Source organism: Xenorhabdus sp. KK7.4 (assembly GCF_963876465.1).
In the GTDB taxonomy this organism is placed as follows: Bacteria; Pseudomonadota; Gammaproteobacteria; order Enterobacterales; family Enterobacteriaceae; genus Xenorhabdus; species Xenorhabdus stockiae.
Genome location: NZ_CAWNQF010000024.1, coordinates 69,721 through 88,230, shown reverse-complemented (window position 1 = coordinate 88,230; position 18,510 = coordinate 69,721). Strand labels below are relative to the sequence as shown.

Annotated in this window: 19 protein-coding genes and 2 tRNA genes; 12 read left to right on the top strand and 9 right to left on the bottom strand. The window is 43.5% G+C overall.

Annotation, left to right across the window (positions count from 1 at the left end):
• Positions 1 to 381: 381 nt before the first annotated feature.
• The 3 genes from prs to lolB form a co-directional block, all read right to left on the bottom strand.
• Entirely contained in the window at positions 382 to 1,329 is a 948-nt protein-coding gene (gene prs, locus AACS90_RS04140) for a ribose-phosphate diphosphokinase (protein ID WP_141554498.1), read from the bottom strand.
• 97 nt (positions 1,330 to 1,426) lie between these two features.
• A complete protein-coding gene (gene ispE / locus AACS90_RS04135) occupies positions 1,427 to 2,296 on the bottom strand; it encodes a 4-(cytidine 5'-diphospho)-2-C-methyl-D-erythritol kinase (protein ID WP_099121818.1) in 870 nt (289 codons plus the stop codon).
• Positions 2,296 to 2,913: a lipoprotein insertase outer membrane protein LolB gene (gene lolB, locus AACS90_RS04130; protein WP_099121817.1), complete on the bottom strand. Its 618-nt coding sequence runs from the start codon at positions 2,911 to 2,913 to the stop codon at positions 2,296 to 2,298. The genes ispE and lolB overlap by 1 nt, the downstream gene beginning before the upstream one ends.
• 244 nt (positions 2,914 to 3,157) lie before the next feature.
• On the opposite strand from lolB, the gene hemA reads away from it, so the two are divergent.
• The 5 genes from hemA to kdsA all read left to right on the top strand — a co-directional run bounded on the left by hemA (position 3,158) and on the right by kdsA (position 8,214).
• Positions 3,158 to 4,417: a glutamyl-tRNA reductase gene (hemA, locus tag AACS90_RS04125; protein ID WP_099121816.1), complete on the top strand. Its 1,260-nt coding sequence runs from the start codon at positions 3,158 to 3,160 to the stop codon at positions 4,415 to 4,417.
• A gap of 30 nt (positions 4,418 to 4,447) precedes the next feature.
• Positions 4,448 to 5,530, top strand: coding sequence for a peptide chain release factor 1 (gene prfA, locus AACS90_RS04120; protein ID WP_099121815.1), 1,083 nt, complete (start codon positions 4,448 to 4,450; stop codon positions 5,528 to 5,530).
• Positions 5,530 to 6,417 carry a peptide chain release factor N(5)-glutamine methyltransferase gene (prmC, locus tag AACS90_RS04115; protein WP_099121814.1) on the top strand — a complete coding sequence of 296 codons (888 nt, stop codon included), beginning with the start codon at positions 5,530 to 5,532 and terminating at the stop codon, positions 6,415 to 6,417. The genes prfA and prmC overlap by 1 nt, the downstream gene beginning before the upstream one ends.
• The gene (sirB1, locus tag AACS90_RS04110) at positions 6,401 to 7,216 is read left to right on the top strand and encodes an invasion regulator SirB1 (RefSeq protein ID WP_099121813.1); all 816 of its coding nucleotides are present in this window, start codon (positions 6,401 to 6,403) and stop codon (positions 7,214 to 7,216) included. The genes prmC and sirB1 overlap by 17 nt, the downstream gene beginning before the upstream one ends.
• A gap of 143 nt (positions 7,217 to 7,359) precedes the next feature.
• Positions 7,360 to 8,214, top strand: a complete 855-nt coding sequence (kdsA, locus tag AACS90_RS04105; protein WP_099121812.1) for a 3-deoxy-8-phosphooctulonate synthase — start codon at positions 7,360 to 7,362, stop codon at positions 8,212 to 8,214.
• Between the two features lie 197 nt (positions 8,215 to 8,411).
• Here kdsA and dauA read toward each other — a convergent pair whose 3' ends face one another.
• The 3 genes from dauA to AACS90_RS04090 form a co-directional block, all read right to left on the bottom strand.
• Positions 8,412 to 10,154: a C4-dicarboxylic acid transporter DauA gene (gene dauA, locus AACS90_RS04100; RefSeq protein ID WP_099121811.1), complete on the bottom strand. Its 1,743-nt coding sequence runs from the start codon at positions 10,152 to 10,154 to the stop codon at positions 8,412 to 8,414.
• A gap of 320 nt (positions 10,155 to 10,474) precedes the next feature.
• Complete coding sequence (locus AACS90_RS04095; RefSeq protein WP_099121810.1) at positions 10,475 to 12,244, bottom strand: bifunctional alpha/beta hydrolase/class I SAM-dependent methyltransferase; 1,770 nt, start codon at positions 12,242 to 12,244, stop codon at positions 10,475 to 10,477.
• 9 nt (positions 12,245 to 12,253) lie between these two features.
• Positions 12,254 to 12,877 (bottom strand): CDP-alcohol phosphatidyltransferase family protein, encoded by a 624-nt coding sequence (locus tag AACS90_RS04090; RefSeq protein WP_099121809.1) that lies wholly within the window; start codon positions 12,875 to 12,877, stop codon positions 12,254 to 12,256.
• A 118-nt stretch (positions 12,878 to 12,995) separates the two neighbouring features.
• On the opposite strand from AACS90_RS04090, the gene AACS90_RS04085 reads away from it, so the two are divergent.
• The 6 genes from AACS90_RS04085 to AACS90_RS04065 all read left to right on the top strand — a co-directional run bounded on the left by AACS90_RS04085 (position 12,996) and on the right by AACS90_RS04065 (position 15,789).
• Positions 12,996 to 13,181 carry a hypothetical protein gene (locus AACS90_RS04085; protein ID WP_153043656.1) on the top strand — a complete coding sequence of 62 codons (186 nt, stop codon included), beginning with the start codon at positions 12,996 to 12,998 and terminating at the stop codon, positions 13,179 to 13,181.
• Between the two features lie 74 nt (positions 13,182 to 13,255).
• The gene (locus AACS90_RS23295; RefSeq protein ID WP_099121808.1) at positions 13,256 to 13,462 is read left to right on the top strand and encodes an amidase family protein; all 207 of its coding nucleotides are present in this window, start codon (positions 13,256 to 13,258) and stop codon (positions 13,460 to 13,462) included.
• Between the two features lie 39 nt (positions 13,463 to 13,501).
• Positions 13,502 to 14,188, top strand: coding sequence for a helix-turn-helix transcriptional regulator (locus tag AACS90_RS04080; RefSeq protein WP_099121807.1), 687 nt, complete (start codon positions 13,502 to 13,504; stop codon positions 14,186 to 14,188).
• 88 nt (positions 14,189 to 14,276) lie between these two features.
• Positions 14,277 to 14,708, top strand: a complete 432-nt coding sequence (locus tag AACS90_RS04075) for a polyketide cyclase (RefSeq protein ID WP_099121806.1) — start codon at positions 14,277 to 14,279, stop codon at positions 14,706 to 14,708.
• Between the two features lie 93 nt (positions 14,709 to 14,801).
• The gene (locus tag AACS90_RS04070; protein ID WP_099121805.1) at positions 14,802 to 15,176 is read left to right on the top strand and encodes a VOC family protein; all 375 of its coding nucleotides are present in this window, start codon (positions 14,802 to 14,804) and stop codon (positions 15,174 to 15,176) included.
• A 94-nt stretch (positions 15,177 to 15,270) separates the two neighbouring features.
• Positions 15,271 to 15,789: a DUF6622 family protein gene (locus AACS90_RS04065; protein ID WP_099121804.1), complete on the top strand. Its 519-nt coding sequence runs from the start codon at positions 15,271 to 15,273 to the stop codon at positions 15,787 to 15,789.
• Positions 15,790 to 15,887: 98 nt separating this feature from the next.
• On the opposite strand, the gene AACS90_RS04060 is transcribed toward AACS90_RS04065, so the two are convergent.
• From AACS90_RS04060 to AACS90_RS04050, 3 genes are all read right to left on the bottom strand, one after another.
• A tRNA-Ser gene (locus AACS90_RS04060) sits at positions 15,888 to 15,977 on the bottom strand.
• Positions 15,978 to 16,008: 31 nt separating this feature from the next.
• Positions 16,009 to 16,098 (bottom strand) — tRNA-Ser (locus tag AACS90_RS04055).
• A gap of 210 nt (positions 16,099 to 16,308) precedes the next feature.
• Complete coding sequence (locus tag AACS90_RS04050; RefSeq protein WP_099121803.1) at positions 16,309 to 16,896, bottom strand: TetR/AcrR family transcriptional regulator; 588 nt, start codon at positions 16,894 to 16,896, stop codon at positions 16,309 to 16,311.
• 195 nt (positions 16,897 to 17,091) lie between these two features.
• Here AACS90_RS04050 and AACS90_RS04045 point away from each other — a divergent pair, with 195 nt between their 5' ends.
• The gene (locus AACS90_RS04045) at positions 17,092 to 18,336 is read left to right on the top strand and encodes an MFS transporter (RefSeq protein WP_206601839.1); all 1,245 of its coding nucleotides are present in this window, start codon (positions 17,092 to 17,094) and stop codon (positions 18,334 to 18,336) included.
• Positions 18,337 to 18,510 lie beyond the last annotated feature (174 nt).

Genomic DNA, 18,510 nt, shown 5'->3' with positions numbered 1-18,510 from the left:
TATTTTTTATCGTCAGTTTTCAAAACGGCGACAGGTTAGCAGCAACCACACGGGCGCACCAGTATTGTTACGTTTATAGAGGACTGGACGTACCAGATGATTTGTTATGCACAGATATGATTGTTGTTTTTCTGTTCTGATATGTTGATGGCGAGTTTTCCTGAGATATTAATCATAAATCAGATTAACTTGTTGATATGGATGATTATTTTTATATTGTGAATATTATCTTGATTAACTAAACCGATATCTAATTATTTCATCTGATTGCTAAATAAACAGAAAAACCCGCTGGTACAGGCGCACCAACGGGTTTTTTCAGCGATGATTTATTTAATCACTTGTATAAGTTTGTGCTCAAAATCTGCACTGGCTTATATTTTAGTGTTCAAACATTGCAGAGATTGACTCTTCATTGCTGATACGGCGGATTGCTTCAGCAAGCATGCCAGACAGTGTCAGAGTACGAACTTTGTTCAACGCCTTGACCTCATCAGACAGAGGAATTGTGTCACAGACAATAAATTCATCTATCACTGAGTTCTTGATGTTTTCTACAGCATTACCAGAGAAGATTGGGTGTGTTGCATAAGCAAACACCCGCTTAGCTCCGCGCTCTTTCAGTGCTTCAGCGGCTTTACACAGCGTGCCACCTGTATCGATCATGTCATCAACCAGAATGCAGTCACGGCCTGCAACATCACCAATGATATGCATAACTTGAGAAACGTTCGCACGTGGGCGGCGCTTATCAATAATAGCCATGTCAGTATCATTCAGCAGCTTAGCAATAGCACGGGCGCGAACAACACCACCAATATCTGGAGAAACAACAATCGGGTTTTCCAGCCCTTTCTGGAGCATATCTTCCAGCAGGATTGGGCTACCAAATACATTATCAACCGGAACATCAAAGAAGCCTTGGATCTGCTCGGCGTGCAGGTCAACCGTGAGAACACGGTCTACACCAACGCTGGACAAAAAGTCCGCAACGACTTTGGCAGTGATAGGCACACGCGCTGAACGAACACGACGATCCTGACGGGCATAACCAAAGTAAGGAATTACCGCAGTAATACGTCCGGCAGAAGCGCGACGCAGCGCATCGACCATAACGACCAATTCCATCAGGTTATCGTTGGTTGGTGCACAAGTGGACTGGATGATGAATACATCGCCACCGCGTACATTTTCATTGATTTGAACACTGACTTCACCGTCGCTGAAACGACCGACAGCAGCGTCTCCCAGGCTTGTGTACAGACGGTTGGCAACACGTTGTGCTAGTTCAGGGGTGGCATTACCAGCAAAAAGCTTCATATCGGGCACGAGAAAAACCTCAGGCTTGCGTCCAGAGAGATATTGTTGACCAATCAAACCGCTACTCATTAAAGCAAAACAACGATCCATTGGTTCAATAACATGTTTATCCCAGAGCTGTTTGTTTACAGCGAAATGTATGCAATGGTGAAATGTTAACGCCACGCGCAACAAAGCCCTGCATCCACTCTGGGGCTTGATTTAACACCTTACGGGCTGATGCTTCTGATTCGAACTCGCCGAAAACACATGCACCTGTCCCGGTCAGGCGTGACGGGGTGTATTCTAACAGCCATGAAAGAAGCTGTTCAACCTTACGGAAACGTTTTCTTGCGATTGGCTCACAATCATTTTTGAATGGTGCCTGTAATAATGCGGGTAAAGTGCGGATCGGAGAATTTCTTTTTAATTCAGGATCTGTGAATATTTTTGGGGTCGGGATCTCAATTCCGGGGTGAGCAACCAGAAACCATTTCTCTTCAGGTGAGGCTGGTTGGAGTTTTTCACCGATGCCTTCGGCAAAAGCTGCGTGTCCTTTAACGAAGACAGGAACGTCCGCGCCGAGGGTGACGCCAAGTTGTGCCAGTTCATCATCCGACAGGTTTGTCTGCCAGTGATAGTTCAGGGCAATTAGTACCGTGGCTGCATTGGAAGAACCACCACCCAGACCGCCACCCATAGGCAGGCGTTTATGAATGTGGATATCTGCGCCCCGGTATTGGGTGCCGATTGACTGCTTTTCAGCGTGCTCTTGTAATAACCGCGCAGCCCGGACGATCAGATTATCGTCATTTGGCACACTTTTAACGGGTGTCAGCAGGCGGATCTGATTATCCTGACGGGGAGTGATGGTTATTTCATCACCATAATCCAGAAACTGAAACAGTGTTTGTAGTTCATGATAGCCATCAGAACGGCGCCCGGTGATATATAAAAATAAATTTAATTTTGCCGGAGAAGGCCAGGTCAAAGTCATTATTGGGTAGTCCAGTTATCCATTTTCAGTTTAATACGGTTTTTACCCTGGGTCAGTTCCAGCCGGTTTGGTAAGGCGGGAGTCATTGACGTATCGTACCCCTGATAATTTACCTGCCAGATTTCACCATTTTCTTTATCGCTTACCGATTTAAGCAGATAGTTTTTATCCAGCTGAAAATCGCGGGCATTGCCGGGCAGGCCGATAATCCAGCTTTTCAGATTATCCAAAGGAATATTCATATTGGTAAGCTTATAAATCAGTTCTTCCGGATTATTACTGATATATTTTTTCCCTTCATTGTCCGTAATCTGGGTGATATTAGGCTCAACAGATAATTCCAGTTCAGTTGTCCCTAATGGATTTAGCAGAAGTAGCTTGTAGTTATTTACTGCATATTGTTGCCAGAAAAAACGGGCATACACTTTCTTTTCATTTGCCAGATAAGCGAAAGATCCCCGGGTTTGATAATGAGTCAAATTTTGCAATTGTGCTTTGCGATCATTCCATTGCGGGGAGCTCATTGACCCTGTTCCGTCTGGTGCCTGTGTAACGGTACAAGCCGTCAGCAAAACAGCGGAGAGGGGGAGTAAACGAAAAAATGATGGTATTTTCATAGGGTAGCCCAATGGTGTGATAGCGAATAATGTGCAATCAAAGTCTATAATCAAGGAGGTAATTTAGCGAAGTTTCGTTAAAATTTCCCGAATAATTATAGCCGAACTGTTTGATTGACTTTTATTGAACTGTTGCATCAAGTAGAATGCTCAACCAATGAGAGTCCTTACGAAAGGTGTAGGTTTATGAGAATGATTATTAATATTGTTATGAGCCAATGCCAGATAACTCAACGCAGTTAAGATGACTTTATTAGCACTCGGTATAAATCACAAAACAGCGCCTGTTTCTTTGCGTGAACGGGTAGCCTTTTCTCCCGATACGATAGGGCTTGCACTTGATAATCTGCTCCAGCAGCCGCTGGTGAGGGGCGGGGTTGTGCTGTCAACCTGTAATCGCACCGAACTGTATCTCAGTGTCGAACAGCAGGACAACCTGAAAGAGCAACTCATTAATTGGTTATGCGAATATCACCAGTTAAGCCACGATGAACTCAACACGAGCCTTTACTGGCATCTGGGGAGTGATGCTGTCAGCCATTTAATGAGAGTTGCCAGCGGTCTGGATTCACTGGTGCTTGGTGAACCTCAAATTTTAGGTCAGGTGAAAAAAGCTTTTTCTGAATCGCAGAGTTCCCAATCCTTATCAGGGGAATTAGAGCGCCTGTTCCAGAAATCATTTTCTGTTGCCAAACGGGTCAGAACTGAAACAGAAATTGGGGCGAATGCGGTTTCTGTCGCTTTTGCTGCCTGTACGCTCGCCCGGCAGATCTTTGAGTCGCTTTCCCAGTTAAATATCCTGCTGGTAGGAGCCGGGGAAACGATTGAGCTTGTCGCCCGTCATCTTAAAGAGCACCGGGTTAACCATCTTATGATTGCCAACCGCACAAAAGAGCGTGCGTATACGCTGGCGAATGAGGTGAATGCGGAAGTGATATCCCTGTCGGAAATTGATACCCGACTGGCAGAAGCAGATATCGTCATTAGTTCTACAGCCAGCCCTTTACCGATTATTGGTAAAGGAATGGTCGAACGGGCACTAAAACTGCGCCGTAATCAACCCATGCTGCTGATTGATATTGCTGTTCCCCGAGATATCGAGCCGGATGTTGAGAAATTGAGTGACGCCTATTTGTACAGTGTTGATGATTTACAGGCCATTATTCAGCAAAATCTTGCGCAACGTAAAGCAGCGGCGGTGATTGCTGAAGGAATTGTACAACAAGAGAGCACTCATTTTATGGATTGGTTGCGTTCGCAGGGCGCAGTTAATACAATTCGCGAATATCGGGAACAGGCAGAAAAAATCAGGGCTGAGATGACTGCAAAAGCATTAATGTCCATACAGCAGGGTGCTGACGCAGAACAGGTCATCAACCAGTTAACTCACCAATTGACGAATCGTCTGATCCATACACCAACTAAATCACTCCAAAAGGCTGCCAGTGACGGCGATTTAGAACGCCTGAATCTCCTGCGGGACGGCCTTGGGCTGGATCCATAACCCTATTCTAAATAAGGTCTGATATTACGAATGAAGCCTTCTATTGTCGCTAAACTGGAAGCATTGCAAGAACGCCATGAAGAAGTACTGGCTCACCTCGGTGATGCCGAAGTGATCGCTGATCAAGAGCGTTTCCGTGCATTATCAAAGGAATATGCTCAACTTACCGATGTAACTAGCTGTTTTAAATCCTGGAAAATAATTCAGGATGATTTACAGACAGCCGAGATGATGCTTGATGATCCTGAAATGAGGGAAATGGCGCAGGAAGAACTCAAGGACGCAAAAATTCGTAATGAAGAGTTGGAGCAGCAACTCCAGTTATTGCTGTTGCCAAAAGATCCGGATGATGAGCGCAACTGTTTTCTGGAAGTTCGTGCGGGAACCGGTGGTGATGAAGCGGCAATATTTGCCGGAGATCTGTTCCGGATGTATAGCCGTTACGCCGAATCTCGTCGTTGGAAAGTAGAAATTATGAGTGCCAACGAAGGGGAACATGGCGGTTACAAAGAGGTTATCGCGAAAGTTTCTGGTGAGCAGGTTTACGGACATTTGAAATTTGAATCAGGTGGTCATCGTGTTCAACGTGTGCCGGAAACAGAATCTCAGGGTCGTATCCATACTTCGGCCTGTACAGTAGCGGTACTGCCGGAAATTCCGGAAGCTGAATTGCCGGAAATCAGCTCAGCAGACCTGAAAATTGATACCTTCCGTTCTTCCGGTGCGGGTGGTCAGCACGTTAATACCACCGACTCCGCGATCCGAATTACCCATATTCCTACCGGAATTGTGGTGGAATGTCAGGACGAACGTTCGCAACATAAAAATAAAGCTAAAGCATTATCTGTGCTGGGTGCCCGTATTCGTGCTGCTGAAATGCAGAAGCGTCAGGAAGCTGAAGCCTCTGAACGCCGTAACCTGCTTGGCTCTGGTGACCGTTCAGATCGCAACCGGACTTATAACTTCCCGCAAGGACGAGTGACTGACCACCGCATCAACCTGACGCTATACCGCCTTGATGAAGTCATGGAAGGTAAACTGGATATGTTGATCCAGCCAATCATTACCGAATATCAGGCTGACCAGTTATCAGCACTGTCAGAGCAGGATTAATGAATTATCAACATTGGCTGCAATACGCCGCGGCTCTGTTATCTGATAATTTGCCTGCTGATAGCAGCCCTAAGCGAGAGGCGGAGATCCTGTTAGGGCATGTGACAGGTCGCTCCCGCACTTATCTGATAGCGTTTAGCGAAACGTCCATTTCAGGAGAAGAAACCCTTCAGCTTGATGGCTTACTGGCTCGCCGACTGAAAGGTGAGCCAATCGCTTATATTGTCGGTGAGAAAGAGTTCTGGTCATTACCACTTGCAGTCTCACCCGCAACTCTGATCCCGCGGCCTGACACGGAGTGTCTGGTGGAAAAAGCACTTGAATTGTTGCCGGAAACACCGGCACAAATCCTCGATCTTGGCACCGGAACGGGCGCGATCGCTCTGGCACTGGCATCTGAAAGGCGTGATTGCCATGTCACGGGAGTCGATATTAATCCTGAAGCAGTCATACTGGCAAAAAACAATGTTGAAAAGATCAATATTGGAAAAGTCAATGGACAAGAAGCTATTCACAATGTGAATTTTTTACAAAGTGAGTGGTTTTCTGCAGTGGGTGACAGACAATTTGATATGATTGTCAGTAATCCCCCGTATATAGATGAGAATGACCCTCATTTGAAAGAAGGGGATGTTAGGTTTGAACCGGCCACTGCATTGATTGCCGCACAAAATGGTTTGGCGGATTTACAGGCAATCGTGGAACAGGCCCGCCATTTTCTATTATCGAATGGATGGCTGTTATTGGAACATGGCTGGAAACAGGGAGCAGTTGTCAGGAACCTGTTTTTAGAGAAGGGTTATCATCAGATAGCGACTTTTCAGGATTATGGTGGTAATGAACGTATCACGGTAGGTCGATGGAATAAAAATGAAACCCATAACTAATTATGAATTCAATGATGCTCCCCTGATTGATGGTATTATTCTGGTATCGAAGGCTATTCGCCCTGATTTCCCTCAGACATTAGTGTCAGAGCAGTTAACTGCGTTAGTCGAAGAAGCACAGCAGGCACTTTTTTCAATCAATGACCATAAAGAAAAACTGCAATCATTACTGACACTTTTTTATCAGGAGTGGAAGTTTGGTGGAGCAAATGGGGTGTACTGTCTATCGGATACTCTATGGCTGGATAGTGTAATTGCTTCCCGTCAGGGGGCACCGGTTGCACTGGGTGCGCTATTTGTGCATATCGCTCAGATGTTGGCTATTCCTATAACGCCGATAATATTTCCGACCCAGTTGATATTGCGTATTGATTTGCCTGATCAACCTGCTTGGTTTATTAACCCCATGAATGGGGAAACGCTTAATGAACATATCCTTGATGTCTGGCTGAAAGGTAACATTGGCCCGACTGTCCGGCTGGAAAAGAAAGACTTACAGGAAGCCGATAACAGCAGCTTAGTACGCAAAATCACTGATACGATCAAAGTTTCTCTGATGGAAGAAAAAAAGATGGAACTGGCACTTAAAGCCAGTGAAGTTGTGCTGATGTTTGATCCGGATGACCCATATGAAATCCGTGATCGTGGGCTTATTTATGCCCAGCTTGACTGTGATCATATTGCGGTTTCAGATTTGAGTTACTTTGTAGAACATTGTCCTGAAGACCCTATCTCAGAGATGATAAAAATGCAGATTAATTCTATAGATAGAGAACGCCGAACCATAGTGCTGCACTAACCTTACTATCACATTGGTAGGCAGGTATTAAGCGGATGGTGGCAGAGTTATTCACACCTGATTTGGTGTTTTATTAAAAAATTTTTTACCCTTAACAAATGATTTGTTCTTAACATTTGTCCTTAACAGCAGAAGGTATAAGCATGCAACAGAAAGTGGTTAATATTGGTGATATCAGGGTCGCAAATGATCTGCCATTTGTGTTGTTTGGTGGCATGAATGTCCTGGAATCACGGGATTTGGCCATGAAGATTTGTGAACACTATGTCACGGTGACACAAAAACTGGGCATTCCTTATGTTTTTAAAGCCTCTTTTGATAAGGCTAACCGCTCTTCTATCCGTTCTTACCGTGGCCCGGGTCTTGAAGAGGGAATGAAAATTTTTCAGGAACTGAAACAAACCTTCGGCGTAAAAATTATTACTGATGTACACGAACCCGCGCAAGCGCAGCCTGTAGCTGAAGTGGTTGATGTTATCCAGCTTCCTGCTTTTCTTGCCCGTCAGACCGATCTGGTGGAAGCGATGGCGAAAACGGGTGCGGTGATTAACGTTAAAAAACCACAGTTTGTCAGCCCGGGGCAAATGGGCAATATCGTCGAGAAATTCAAAGAAGGCGGTAATGATCAGGTGATTTTGTGTGATCGTGGCAGCAACTTCGGTTATGACAATCTGGTTGTAGATATGCTGGGCTTCGGTGTGATGCAACAGGCAACTAACGGTTCACCAATCATTTTCGATGTTACTCATGCGTTGCAGTGCCGTGACCCATTTGGTGCAGCTTCCGGCGGGCGTCGCGGGCAGGTTGCTGAATTAGCTCGTGCGGGAATGGCAGTGGGTATCGCAGGTTTATTCCTTGAAGCACACCCAGATCCGGAAAATGCAAAATGTGACGGCCCATCAGCACTGCCACTGGCAAAACTGGAAGCATTCCTGATGCAGATGAAAGCGATTGATGATGTAGTGAAAAGCTTTCCAGAGCTGGATACCAGTAACTAATTCTTGAGCTGTTTGGATGTATTGCTGAAATTGCGGTTATACCCTTCGTCTTTCAAGTTGCCTCTTTGTTGGCTGCGCTCGCTCACCCCGGTCACATAGCTATCTATGCTCCCGGGGATGAACTCCCTTGCCGCCGCGATGCAACTTGAAATCCATTGGGTATATATTTATTTATACCTTGTAGCCGCATATTTTAATTATTGATGGCTGGCTTTATCCACTGAGACACAAATTTCAGGTGAATATTCAACTTTCATCTCTTTTAATGCCTTAGGTAAAGTCGCATAAAAACTGAGTTGCCCTGCAATGGGTGTGACTTTAGCTCTTGCCAGTGTTTTCAAAGGCTGGAAGGGGATATCACAGACAACAACCTGCTTCGACTCTTTAGCCATCTCGCGAACAAAACCCTGAAAAGCATGTAACCCGCCAGCATCCAGTACAGGAACAGCATCCCACAGCATAATGATGTTTTGATATTCAGCACTTTTTTCTTTTAATTCAGTAAAAATACGCTCCGCAGCTGCAAAGAAAAGTGGCCCGTTAATCCGAACGACCAATAATCCTTTTTCAGCATCTGTTATGGAAGAAGTGCTGATACGGGTCATATTGGCGATTTTACGCATAAACAGTAGTGACGCCAGAACAATGCCGACAGTAATTGCGATCACCATATCAAACAGAACTGTCAATGACATACATAGCAGCATCACAATAATGTCATCTCTGGGAGCATGGCGAATTAAATCCACCACTTTATGGGCTTCACTCATATTCCAGGCCACAATCAGTAAAATAGCGGACATTGCAGCTAACGGTAAGTACGAAAGCATGGGGGCCAGAAACAGTAAAGTTAATAACACCAATAAAGAGTGAATCACTGTGGCGACAGGGGAGGTTGCTCCGGCTCGCACATTAGCTGCAGAACGGGCAATAGCGGCGGTTGCTGTGATACCACCAAAGAAGGGCGCGGCAATATTACCTAAGCCTTGCCCAACTAATTCACTATTGGAATGATGTTTTTTTCCTGTCATACCATCAAGAATGACTGCACACAGTAAAGATTCAATAGCGCCTAACATAGCCATTGAAAATGCAGCAGGCATTAATGCAGAAATCGTATTCCAGCTGATATCAAAAGAAGGCGAATTCGGTAAATTCCACGGTAATACAAATTGGGGCAGGATTGGCGGAATGCCCTGACCCTGTGTTCCATCCTCCAGCGTATAACTGAATGAAGAGCCGATAGTGGCCACATCATACCCGAGCAGAAGCATTATTCCCATAACAGCCGTTCCGGCAGCTAAAGCCGGTAAATGCCCCGGTAACTTTAATCCCAGTTTGGGCCAGAAGATTAATATTAGAAGGGTAGTTAGGCCTATAATCGTGTCACTTAAATGAAATGAAGGAATTGCCTGAGAGAGAGTAATGACTTTATCGATATAGTTTTCCGGAACTTCGCTGATTTGTAAGCCAAAGAAATTTTGTATTTGCATGGTGGCAATCGTGATAGCAATGCCGGAAGTAAACCCAAGGGTAACAGAAAGCGGAATGTATTCGATAAGTCGGCCCAGACGAGCCAGACCCATAACAATCAGGATAATACCGGACATGAGTGTCGCTATCAATAGGCCACTCAGGCCGAATTGTTGTGATACCGGATAGAGAATGACGACAAAGGCGGCAGTCGGCCCGGATACGCTATAACGTGAACCGCCGGTAATGGCGATAACGATACCGGCGATTGCTGCGGTATAAAGACCATACTGCGGTGCCACTCCACTCCCTATAGCCAGAGCCATTGCCAGAGGAATAGCGATAATACCCACAGTGATACCAGCAATGATATCTTTGATAAAACGGGAGAAAGAATAAGATTCTTTCCAGCAGGCGTCAATAAATGCGCTGAAAATCCGTATTCCATTGATTTTTTTAGTATTCATTTCATGTAAGACCTAAGAATAAAATATCCATTTATACACTTCGTCATTCAAGTTGTTTGCTGCCGCGATGTATCTTGAAATCCATTGTGTATAGTGGATTGAAAATAAGAAACAGGGATAAGGATATCGCTTTAGTTACCTAATAAAGGTGTTATACGTCAAAAAGTTACCTGATAGGTTAGCGTTGAATAAATAAAAATCAATCGAATGCGGTTTTTGATGCTTTTATGACTTTGTTATATTAATGTGGATATTAATTCATCGTTATAAATAATTTTAATAAAATAATAAGAGCCAGTACTCACTGGCTCATATTATTTTCAACGATAAACACGTTTAGCAATGGAAACGGAAAAGATACCCCAGTTATCCGTTAACTGGTATAACTTCTCAAACCCGGTCGCTTCCACCAATGCATCCATTTCACCTTGTGTGCGGCGTCGCATGATCCACGGTTCATGTTCTCGGTGGCTTGAAAGAACACGGGCAATAATTTCAAGCTGCGGATGCCACGGCTGGCTGGTATATATCAGATAACCATTTTCTGTAATAGCTTCAGCAAGACCGTGCAGGGAATTTCTAACCAGATTATTATCAGAAAATAATTCATAGAGGCCTGAAACAATTCCCAGTGTTGGTGCAGGTGTTATTGAGGCTATGCTGTCAGCATCAAAAGCATCCCCTATAACAAACCGAATTTTTTCTGACAGATGGCGTTCTTCAATATAAGCCTGCCCCTGACGCACATTAATATCGCTATAATCTCTCAGTAAAACAGAATCAACTTTACTGAACTCATTGATGGCATCGAGCACATAGCGCCCATGCCCGGCAGCAATATCCACAATATGTACTGGCATTTTTTGTTCATGCAAACAACGAATGGCCTGTCGGATCAGCGTTTCGATATGAATTTTACGTTGCCGTATACCACGCCAGCCAATGCTGTTCAGGTAGTGTTTATCCAGCAATCTCCCCCAAATTCCCTGACCTTGTGGTTGATCTCGGTAGATATAATCCAGCGTAGAACCAGAATCGAACCCTGTTGTAAAACCCAGTCGTATTCCTTCTGAAGCCTTACCTAAGTGACTCTCCATGGCTTTACGCATTAATTGATAAGCGAGGTTTTTGGGACTGAAATGAGGAAGAGGAGTACTGAGTGCACGAAACTCATCGGCGGAGTAGCTCCAGATATCTTGTTGCGCATAGTTATGCTGGTAACGTGGAATAGCAAAAATACGCTCCAGAAAAAGCCGGATCTTATCAAAAATAAGGTGCCGATCTTTTTCACCCAGCGTATCGTGATAGAAACCTGCCATGACATGTTTCTCTTTCATTGGGCTACTTAATTGCTGGTAGAACTGGTGCTGTGGTTTTGAATTCACAACATGATCACTGCCTGAAATGAATAATTGAGTAGGAAGTGTGATCGCGGCGGCATCTTTAACGATACGTTCTGAGGTTTGGTAAAGTTCCAGCAAGATATTGACTGCAATCTCACGGGTAATCAGTGGATCATTATTATAAGAGGCAATACGGGTTTCATCGTGGGTTAAAAACTTCGCTTTTACATAGGAGTTGACGAAGAAAATTCCGCGTATTTTCTGCATCAACTGCAATCCCCGAGTAGCGAAAGGAACATACAATTTAATATCAAAAGCCGGAGCAGCAAGGATCATCGCCCGGATTTTCGGCGCATAATCATGTACCCAGGCGGATACCAACACAGCGCCGACACTCTGACCAATCACTACGATATTTCCCATCGCAATATCATATTCAGCGGCAATAAACCGGACAAATTCATCCACATCACGAATTGATGTGCCGACTGACGGACTATAGCCACGTGTTCCTTTTGTCTGACCGTGACCACGGGCATCCCACGCAAAGACAGCAAAATCAGGTAGATTGAGTTCATCAACAATATGCTGAACGCGTCCGGAGTGTTCATGACCACGGTGAAAAATAATAATCGCTTTTTCTGCTTTAATTTGTTGCTGTGGCCAGTGACGATAAAACAGAGATACATCATCAGATGTAGTGAAGTAGTGTTCTTCAGCAATACGTTGTTTGAATAGCTGTGTCATTATGGGGCCTTATCTGGATTGGGATTGTTCAATTTGCCTGATCTCGTACAGGGCTTTGAAAACCCGCTGATAGCAAGTCATTACAAGTAAGATAGCGATAAAAGGAAACAGATAACTACTCCAACTTAAAGCCGAAGGAAAAATGGCAATAATCAGCCCATAAGTACCAAAAACAAAAGCGCGATCACTTTTTCCCATTGGGCCATCATAGCGTCGTGATGCGCCGATGGTTTGTGCTAATACACCAATAAACTCAGTCAAAATGGTAAGAAATAGAATAATCAGTAAACTGATATTGCTGACACCGGGTAAAAAACATAAGGGAAGATAGAGGGCCACATCAGAAATAATATCTCCTAACTCATTATAAATAGCACCTAAATGAGATTTTTGGTTATGTTCCCGCGCCAGCATTCCATCAATTGCATTCAGTGCCATACGAATAAATAGAAAAACAGGCAGTATCCAATATAGGGAAGGTGTGGGAAATAAACTTAATAATAAACCGATAAAAAGCGATAAAAACAGAGCGGATAATGTGACTTGATTGGCTGTATATCCCAGATGATGAAGACGAATGACGATAGGCCGTAACAGGTTCTGAAAACGGGGTTTTAGATCATATATAGTCATTATTTCCCTAGATCCGTTAGAGGTAAAAATATCAGTGTTATTAATGTACCATGTGATGTCAAATATTATGTGTAGAAAAACATACTGATATACTATTCATTTTTCAGGTTACTTGTCAGTGAGTAATCGCCATTATTCCCTGCCGTGTATAAGTCACCAAAACCAGTTTAAGTATCGCTATTATGGTGGTGACTATTTTCTTTGTTGTACACGTTCTGTCAGAGATACGGCGGCTTATTCGGATGCTTTGGCAGGAGCACTTCCGGGTGAGCCTTATACACCTCCGACCTCGGATTTGCCATAGGTAGAATTGTCAGAGCGTGATACGGGAGAATTACACATTGGGTTTACTGTTTCACCGCCAAATGGACAGACTCAGTGTTTGCCTATCCTTTCAATATTTCTGGTCAGCCAGCTATTTCATTGCCACTTGGCTGGAGTGATGAGGGTATTCCTATTGGTATACAGCTTGTTGGGCGTTATAAAAACGGGCTATTTTATGGATCTCATAACGTGTTTTCGGCATATATATTTAGCAGTATCCCCGAAGATCTATTTGAGCCCACTTCAGTAGTTAGCCTATGATTCACTAAATGAATAAACAAATTGGATAAGGAGGGATCATTGTCCAGAGCACAGCGTTTGTTATCTTTGATTGAAATATTGCGTAGCTATCATTTTCCTGTGCAGGGGAAAGTATTAGCCCAGAAGATGAATATTAGCTTAAGAACGCTTTATCGGGATATTGCCACTTTACAGGAGCAGGGAGCGATTATTGAGGGGGAGCCGGGGGTGGGGTATGTCTTAAAGCCCGGTTTTGTATTGCCGCCTTTGATGTTTACCCAGAATGAAATCGAAGCGCTGGCATTAGGTGCCAATTGGGTGGCGAAACGTGCAGATCCACAATTGAGGGAAGCGGCAAAGGGTGTTGTCAATAAAATTGCAGCGGTTATCCCAACAGAATTGAAGCAACTTCTGGAGAGCAGCTCTTTGTTAGTCGGGCCTGCTGCGGCCGCTACTCAGCCCGTGATCGATATTTCATCAATCCGGCAAGCAATTCGTGCCAGACGTAAAGTGACTTTGACTTACCGGGATTTGAAAGAACAGGATTCTGAAAGAACTATCTGGCCATTCGCATTAGGGTATTTTGAAAATGTCAGTATTGTGATTGGCTGGTGTGAATTGCGGGAAGAATTCCGCCATTTCCGCTCTGACAGAATCCTGAGTCTGCATGTTGAAAAACAGTGTTACCCCCGATCAAGGCAATCCTTACTGAAAGAATGGAGGGAATTTAAGAAAATACCTCACTGATTAAGTCAGGCTACTGACAGAAACTGTCACTTGGTATTGATACCTTACAACTATTCTAAGCAGCACAGACAATAGTTGGAGGTATTTCATGTTAGTTCTGTCTTTTTCTATCCCGGTAAAAGCTGAACCATCGCATATTTGGGCTCATTATGTTGATTTTGAGTTAAGGAAGAAATGGGAAACTGATCTTGAATCTTTGCAATTTGAAGGTGAGGTAAAAACCGGGCAATACGGAAAAATGGTGTTGAGGGGAAAGCCAGAAATTCGATTCTACCTTTCAAATATTGAAATCAATAAAGAATTCACTGATCAGGTTAGTCTTCCGCATATAGGAACTTTAATTTTTTCTCACCAAATTCTTCCACATAAGAACAATATGGAATATCTGATTAAGGCAACGGTATCACTTATGCCTGATTCGAATGTGCCTGCTATTCAGGTTCAGAATTTCTTTAAACAAGTTACACATGATTTAGTTGAAACAGTATTAAGGCTGAAAGCTACTGTTGAAACCTATTAAGTATGAAAAATATTGATCAGGGAAAATTGAATCACATCATTCTTTTATATAAATACGAATAAAAAATCTTTATAAAATTAATATGAGGTTAATATGGAAACAATAACTGCTAAACCTAATCTTCAGCTTGTCTATGTTTCTGATATAGAGCGTTCGACATCCTTTTATACAAAAATATTTAATTCTGAACCGGTTTTTGCTGGCCAACGTTACGTTGCATTTTCTGCTGGTGCTGAAGCTTTATTTTCCATTTGGTCAGGAGGTCCGAAACCTGATTTAAATACTCCCCGATTTTCCGAAATTGGCATCATGTTACCAAACAGTGAAGATATCGATAAATTATTTGTAAAATGGCAACAGGAACTAAAAATTAAAGTATTACAGGAACCTCATACTGAAGTATTTGGCCGAACGTTTGTTATTGAAGATCCTGACGGCCATATGATTCGGGTTTGTTTATTGGATTAAGACGACAAAATAGAAAGCCCATTGAGGAACAATTATAATAAGAGTCTATATGGTTAGGCTCTTTTAAAAGTAATAGGACTCAGTGAGGAAAGATATGTCAATCCTGATGATTATCAAAGACACACCGGTATGGGTTTGGATCTTATTTGTTTTTTTGGTTCTCCGTGGCATTAAAGCATTAGATGACAGAGAAATGACGGTAAGTCGTCTATTTTTATTACCAATAGTGTTTTTTATCTGGGCGGTTTACGTTGTACTACATGAAACGGTTTTTCAGGCTTCGGCATTATTGGCGCTTGTTGTGGGGATATTGGCAGGTATTGCAATAGGCTGGAAATTATGGAGTACTCAGCCCCGCTTAAGACAAAAGCCGGGCAGCGATTTAATTATCCGTTCAGGTACTCCTTTAACCTTGATTTTTATTCTGATTATATTTTGCGTTAAATTCATTATTTCCGCTACAGCAGCAATACATCCAGCGCTAACACACTCTTTTAGCTTTAATTTATTATTTGGCTTTGCCAGTGGTTTGTTAGATGGTGTTTTCTGGGGGGGAACACTGAATCTCTATATCCCTTATTATAAGGGTCGGCAAAAAAGAAGAGTTGAATGAGAATAAAAAGGGGAGTTTTGACCAGTATAAAATCAAAAAGCCCCGTTATTTTAACGAGGCATTATATCTTTATAATTTATTCAACTGATATTAAATCATGGCGGTGAGGGAGGGATTCGAACCCTCGATACGTTTTCACGTATACACACTTTCCAGGCGTGCTCCTTCAACCACTCGGACACCTCACCGTTTTCTAATTTTTCAGTTGATTACAAAATATGGCGGTGAGGGAGGGATTCGAACCCTCGATACACTTTCGCGTATACACACTTTCCAGGCGTGCTCCTTCAGCCACTCGGACACCTCACCATATTTTGTCATTTCAGCGATTCTGTTTGTATTCGTCGCTGCAACGGGGCGCTACTATAGGGAAAAGCAGTGCAGGCGTCAACAGGCTTATCACGATTTTTTCTCGCTTTTTGATTGATTAGACAAATAAAAAACAATTTGCATACGTGATAAACATTTATAGCACTTTTGAAGCTGTTTTTAATCAAAGCTCTGATGGTTTTTTGTAATTTAAGGTGCTGATGCTAAGCGCCGGGCAGCTTCAACAACAGAAGCTCGACGTCTGGCATGTTCTTGCTGGCTATCTGAGCCAGTGAGCATACGCGCTACCTGAGGTACTGCTGACCACCATCCGGCTAGGGACAATATCAAGAATGCCAGATGATCGGGAGCCAGAGTCTGTGTGATTGAACCCTGCTGTTGTCCATCAGCGACAGCCTGAACTTTGGAACTATAGTATTCGCGTCGTTGCTCCTCGTCCGGCACTTCACCATCGAAAACAAGCCCTTCCCAGCGCATAAGCCGGCTTAACTCAGGATGTTCGCGGTGATAATCGTAGGCTTTACCGGCATATTCAGCAATTTCCTCAATTGTGAAAGGCTTAACCGGTACTTCCTGAGCGACTCTGGCTAATTCACTGCGTAGCACAGTTGAAAATAATGCCCGTTTATCACCAAAGTAATTGTAAATACGTTCTTTATTTACTCCAGCTAACTTAGCAATCTTTTCGATAGTAGTGCCATCGGGCCCAAGGTAGGCAAATTCTTTTACTGCCGCTTCTAAAATCCTGCGCTTTGTTGCCTCTGTATCCCAAGCCATAATTTGCTTTCCTATTAATCAGTTGTTGCTATTACAAAAATAATACTATAATAAAATCCAACGTTTTAGTTGGAAATTGAGTGATGACACACTCGATACTAATTAACAGGCGTGGCTCAGGTATTCCACACTATTCTCCCGGCTTTGGCGGGGTGGATCTCTCATCAGCAGTACCAGGATCGGAGGCTGTAGATTATGAATAATCAGATAGAACATATAAAAGAGGCCGTTAGCAATATAAATAACCAGACCGTTTCATCCGAACAAACCTATGTAGCAGGAACCGGTGTGGTTATGTTGTTGGCGGTAATAGCATTGTTTGTTTTAACTCAGCTTTATTTGGCGATCCCTCTGCTCGCGCCTGTCAGTCAGAACTTTAGTTTGGTAGATTCGGAAGAAGTTACATTTGCGCTTGCCACAAGTTTTAGTCTGGCTTATGCCATAGGATTCCTGATTTGGGGACCAATATCAGATCAGTATGGTCGTCGCGTCGTGATGTTATGGGGATTGATGGCAATATCGGTTGCTACCCTCGTATGTTCGTTTGCTCCGTCACTATCATGGCTGGCTAGTCTGCGGGTGATTCAGGGGCTGGCAGCATCTAGTTTTGCCCCCATAGCTCTGGCATATCTGGCTGAAACAGTACCAGAACGTTATCGTGCGACTGCAATCGGAACTATGTCCACGTCGTTTCTTGTGGCAGGCATTTTGGGGCAGGTTTTAGCAGCTTGGATAGCTCTACGATGGAATTGGAACGAAGTCTTTCTGGTGACGGGAGCATTTTTGATGGCGATGATCCCACTGTTTATTATCGTGGTCAAAGAATCAAAACGTTTTGTTACCGAGGGGCATCTTGGGCACCGCTTCATAGCATTAGGAAGAATTATTGTCCGCCCGGCGGTTTTACTTCTGTCATGCGCGCATATTACGTTGTTGTTATCATTTGTCGCCATGTATATAGCATTAGGACCCCATTTATGGGAGTTGGGCCTGACGCCGGATAAAGTAATTTTACTGCGCTTAATTGGATTACCGGGCATGTTTGCGGCACTGCTGGTTGGAGTATTAGCTCGCAGAATCAGTATGCCTGCAATTGCCATCATTGGTTATATTACTGCTGCTGTTGGGTTCTCACTGGAAGCTATATTGTCACAATCCTTGATTGGCATTGCCATTGGTAGTCTGGTTTTTGTTATTGGTATCGCCATTGCTATTCCTGCGATGATCACGCAGTTTGGTTCGCTATCAGCGCCCAACCGAGGTGCTGGAATGGCACTTAATGGATTCATTCTATTTATTGGGGCCAGTATCGGGCCATTAATTGCGGCAGAAATATCTCACTTTGGCATATTACTATCTGTGTTTGTCGTTATGCTTCTTTTGGGGGCCATCTGTGTGGCGGGTAGCGCGTCACTTACTGCAATGCTGAAAAGGCCATAAAAATAGCATTGCTGCTGAAATAATCTTCAGTACACGAAAATCAGCTGAAATATAAATTGATTCAATTCAATTGAATAGTAGATATTGGTGAGCGAATGAACGATATTCAGCTATGTTTTTCTTGACATTTCACCTTTCGGCAATAGTTTTAATCTATTAAAAAATAAAAAGGGA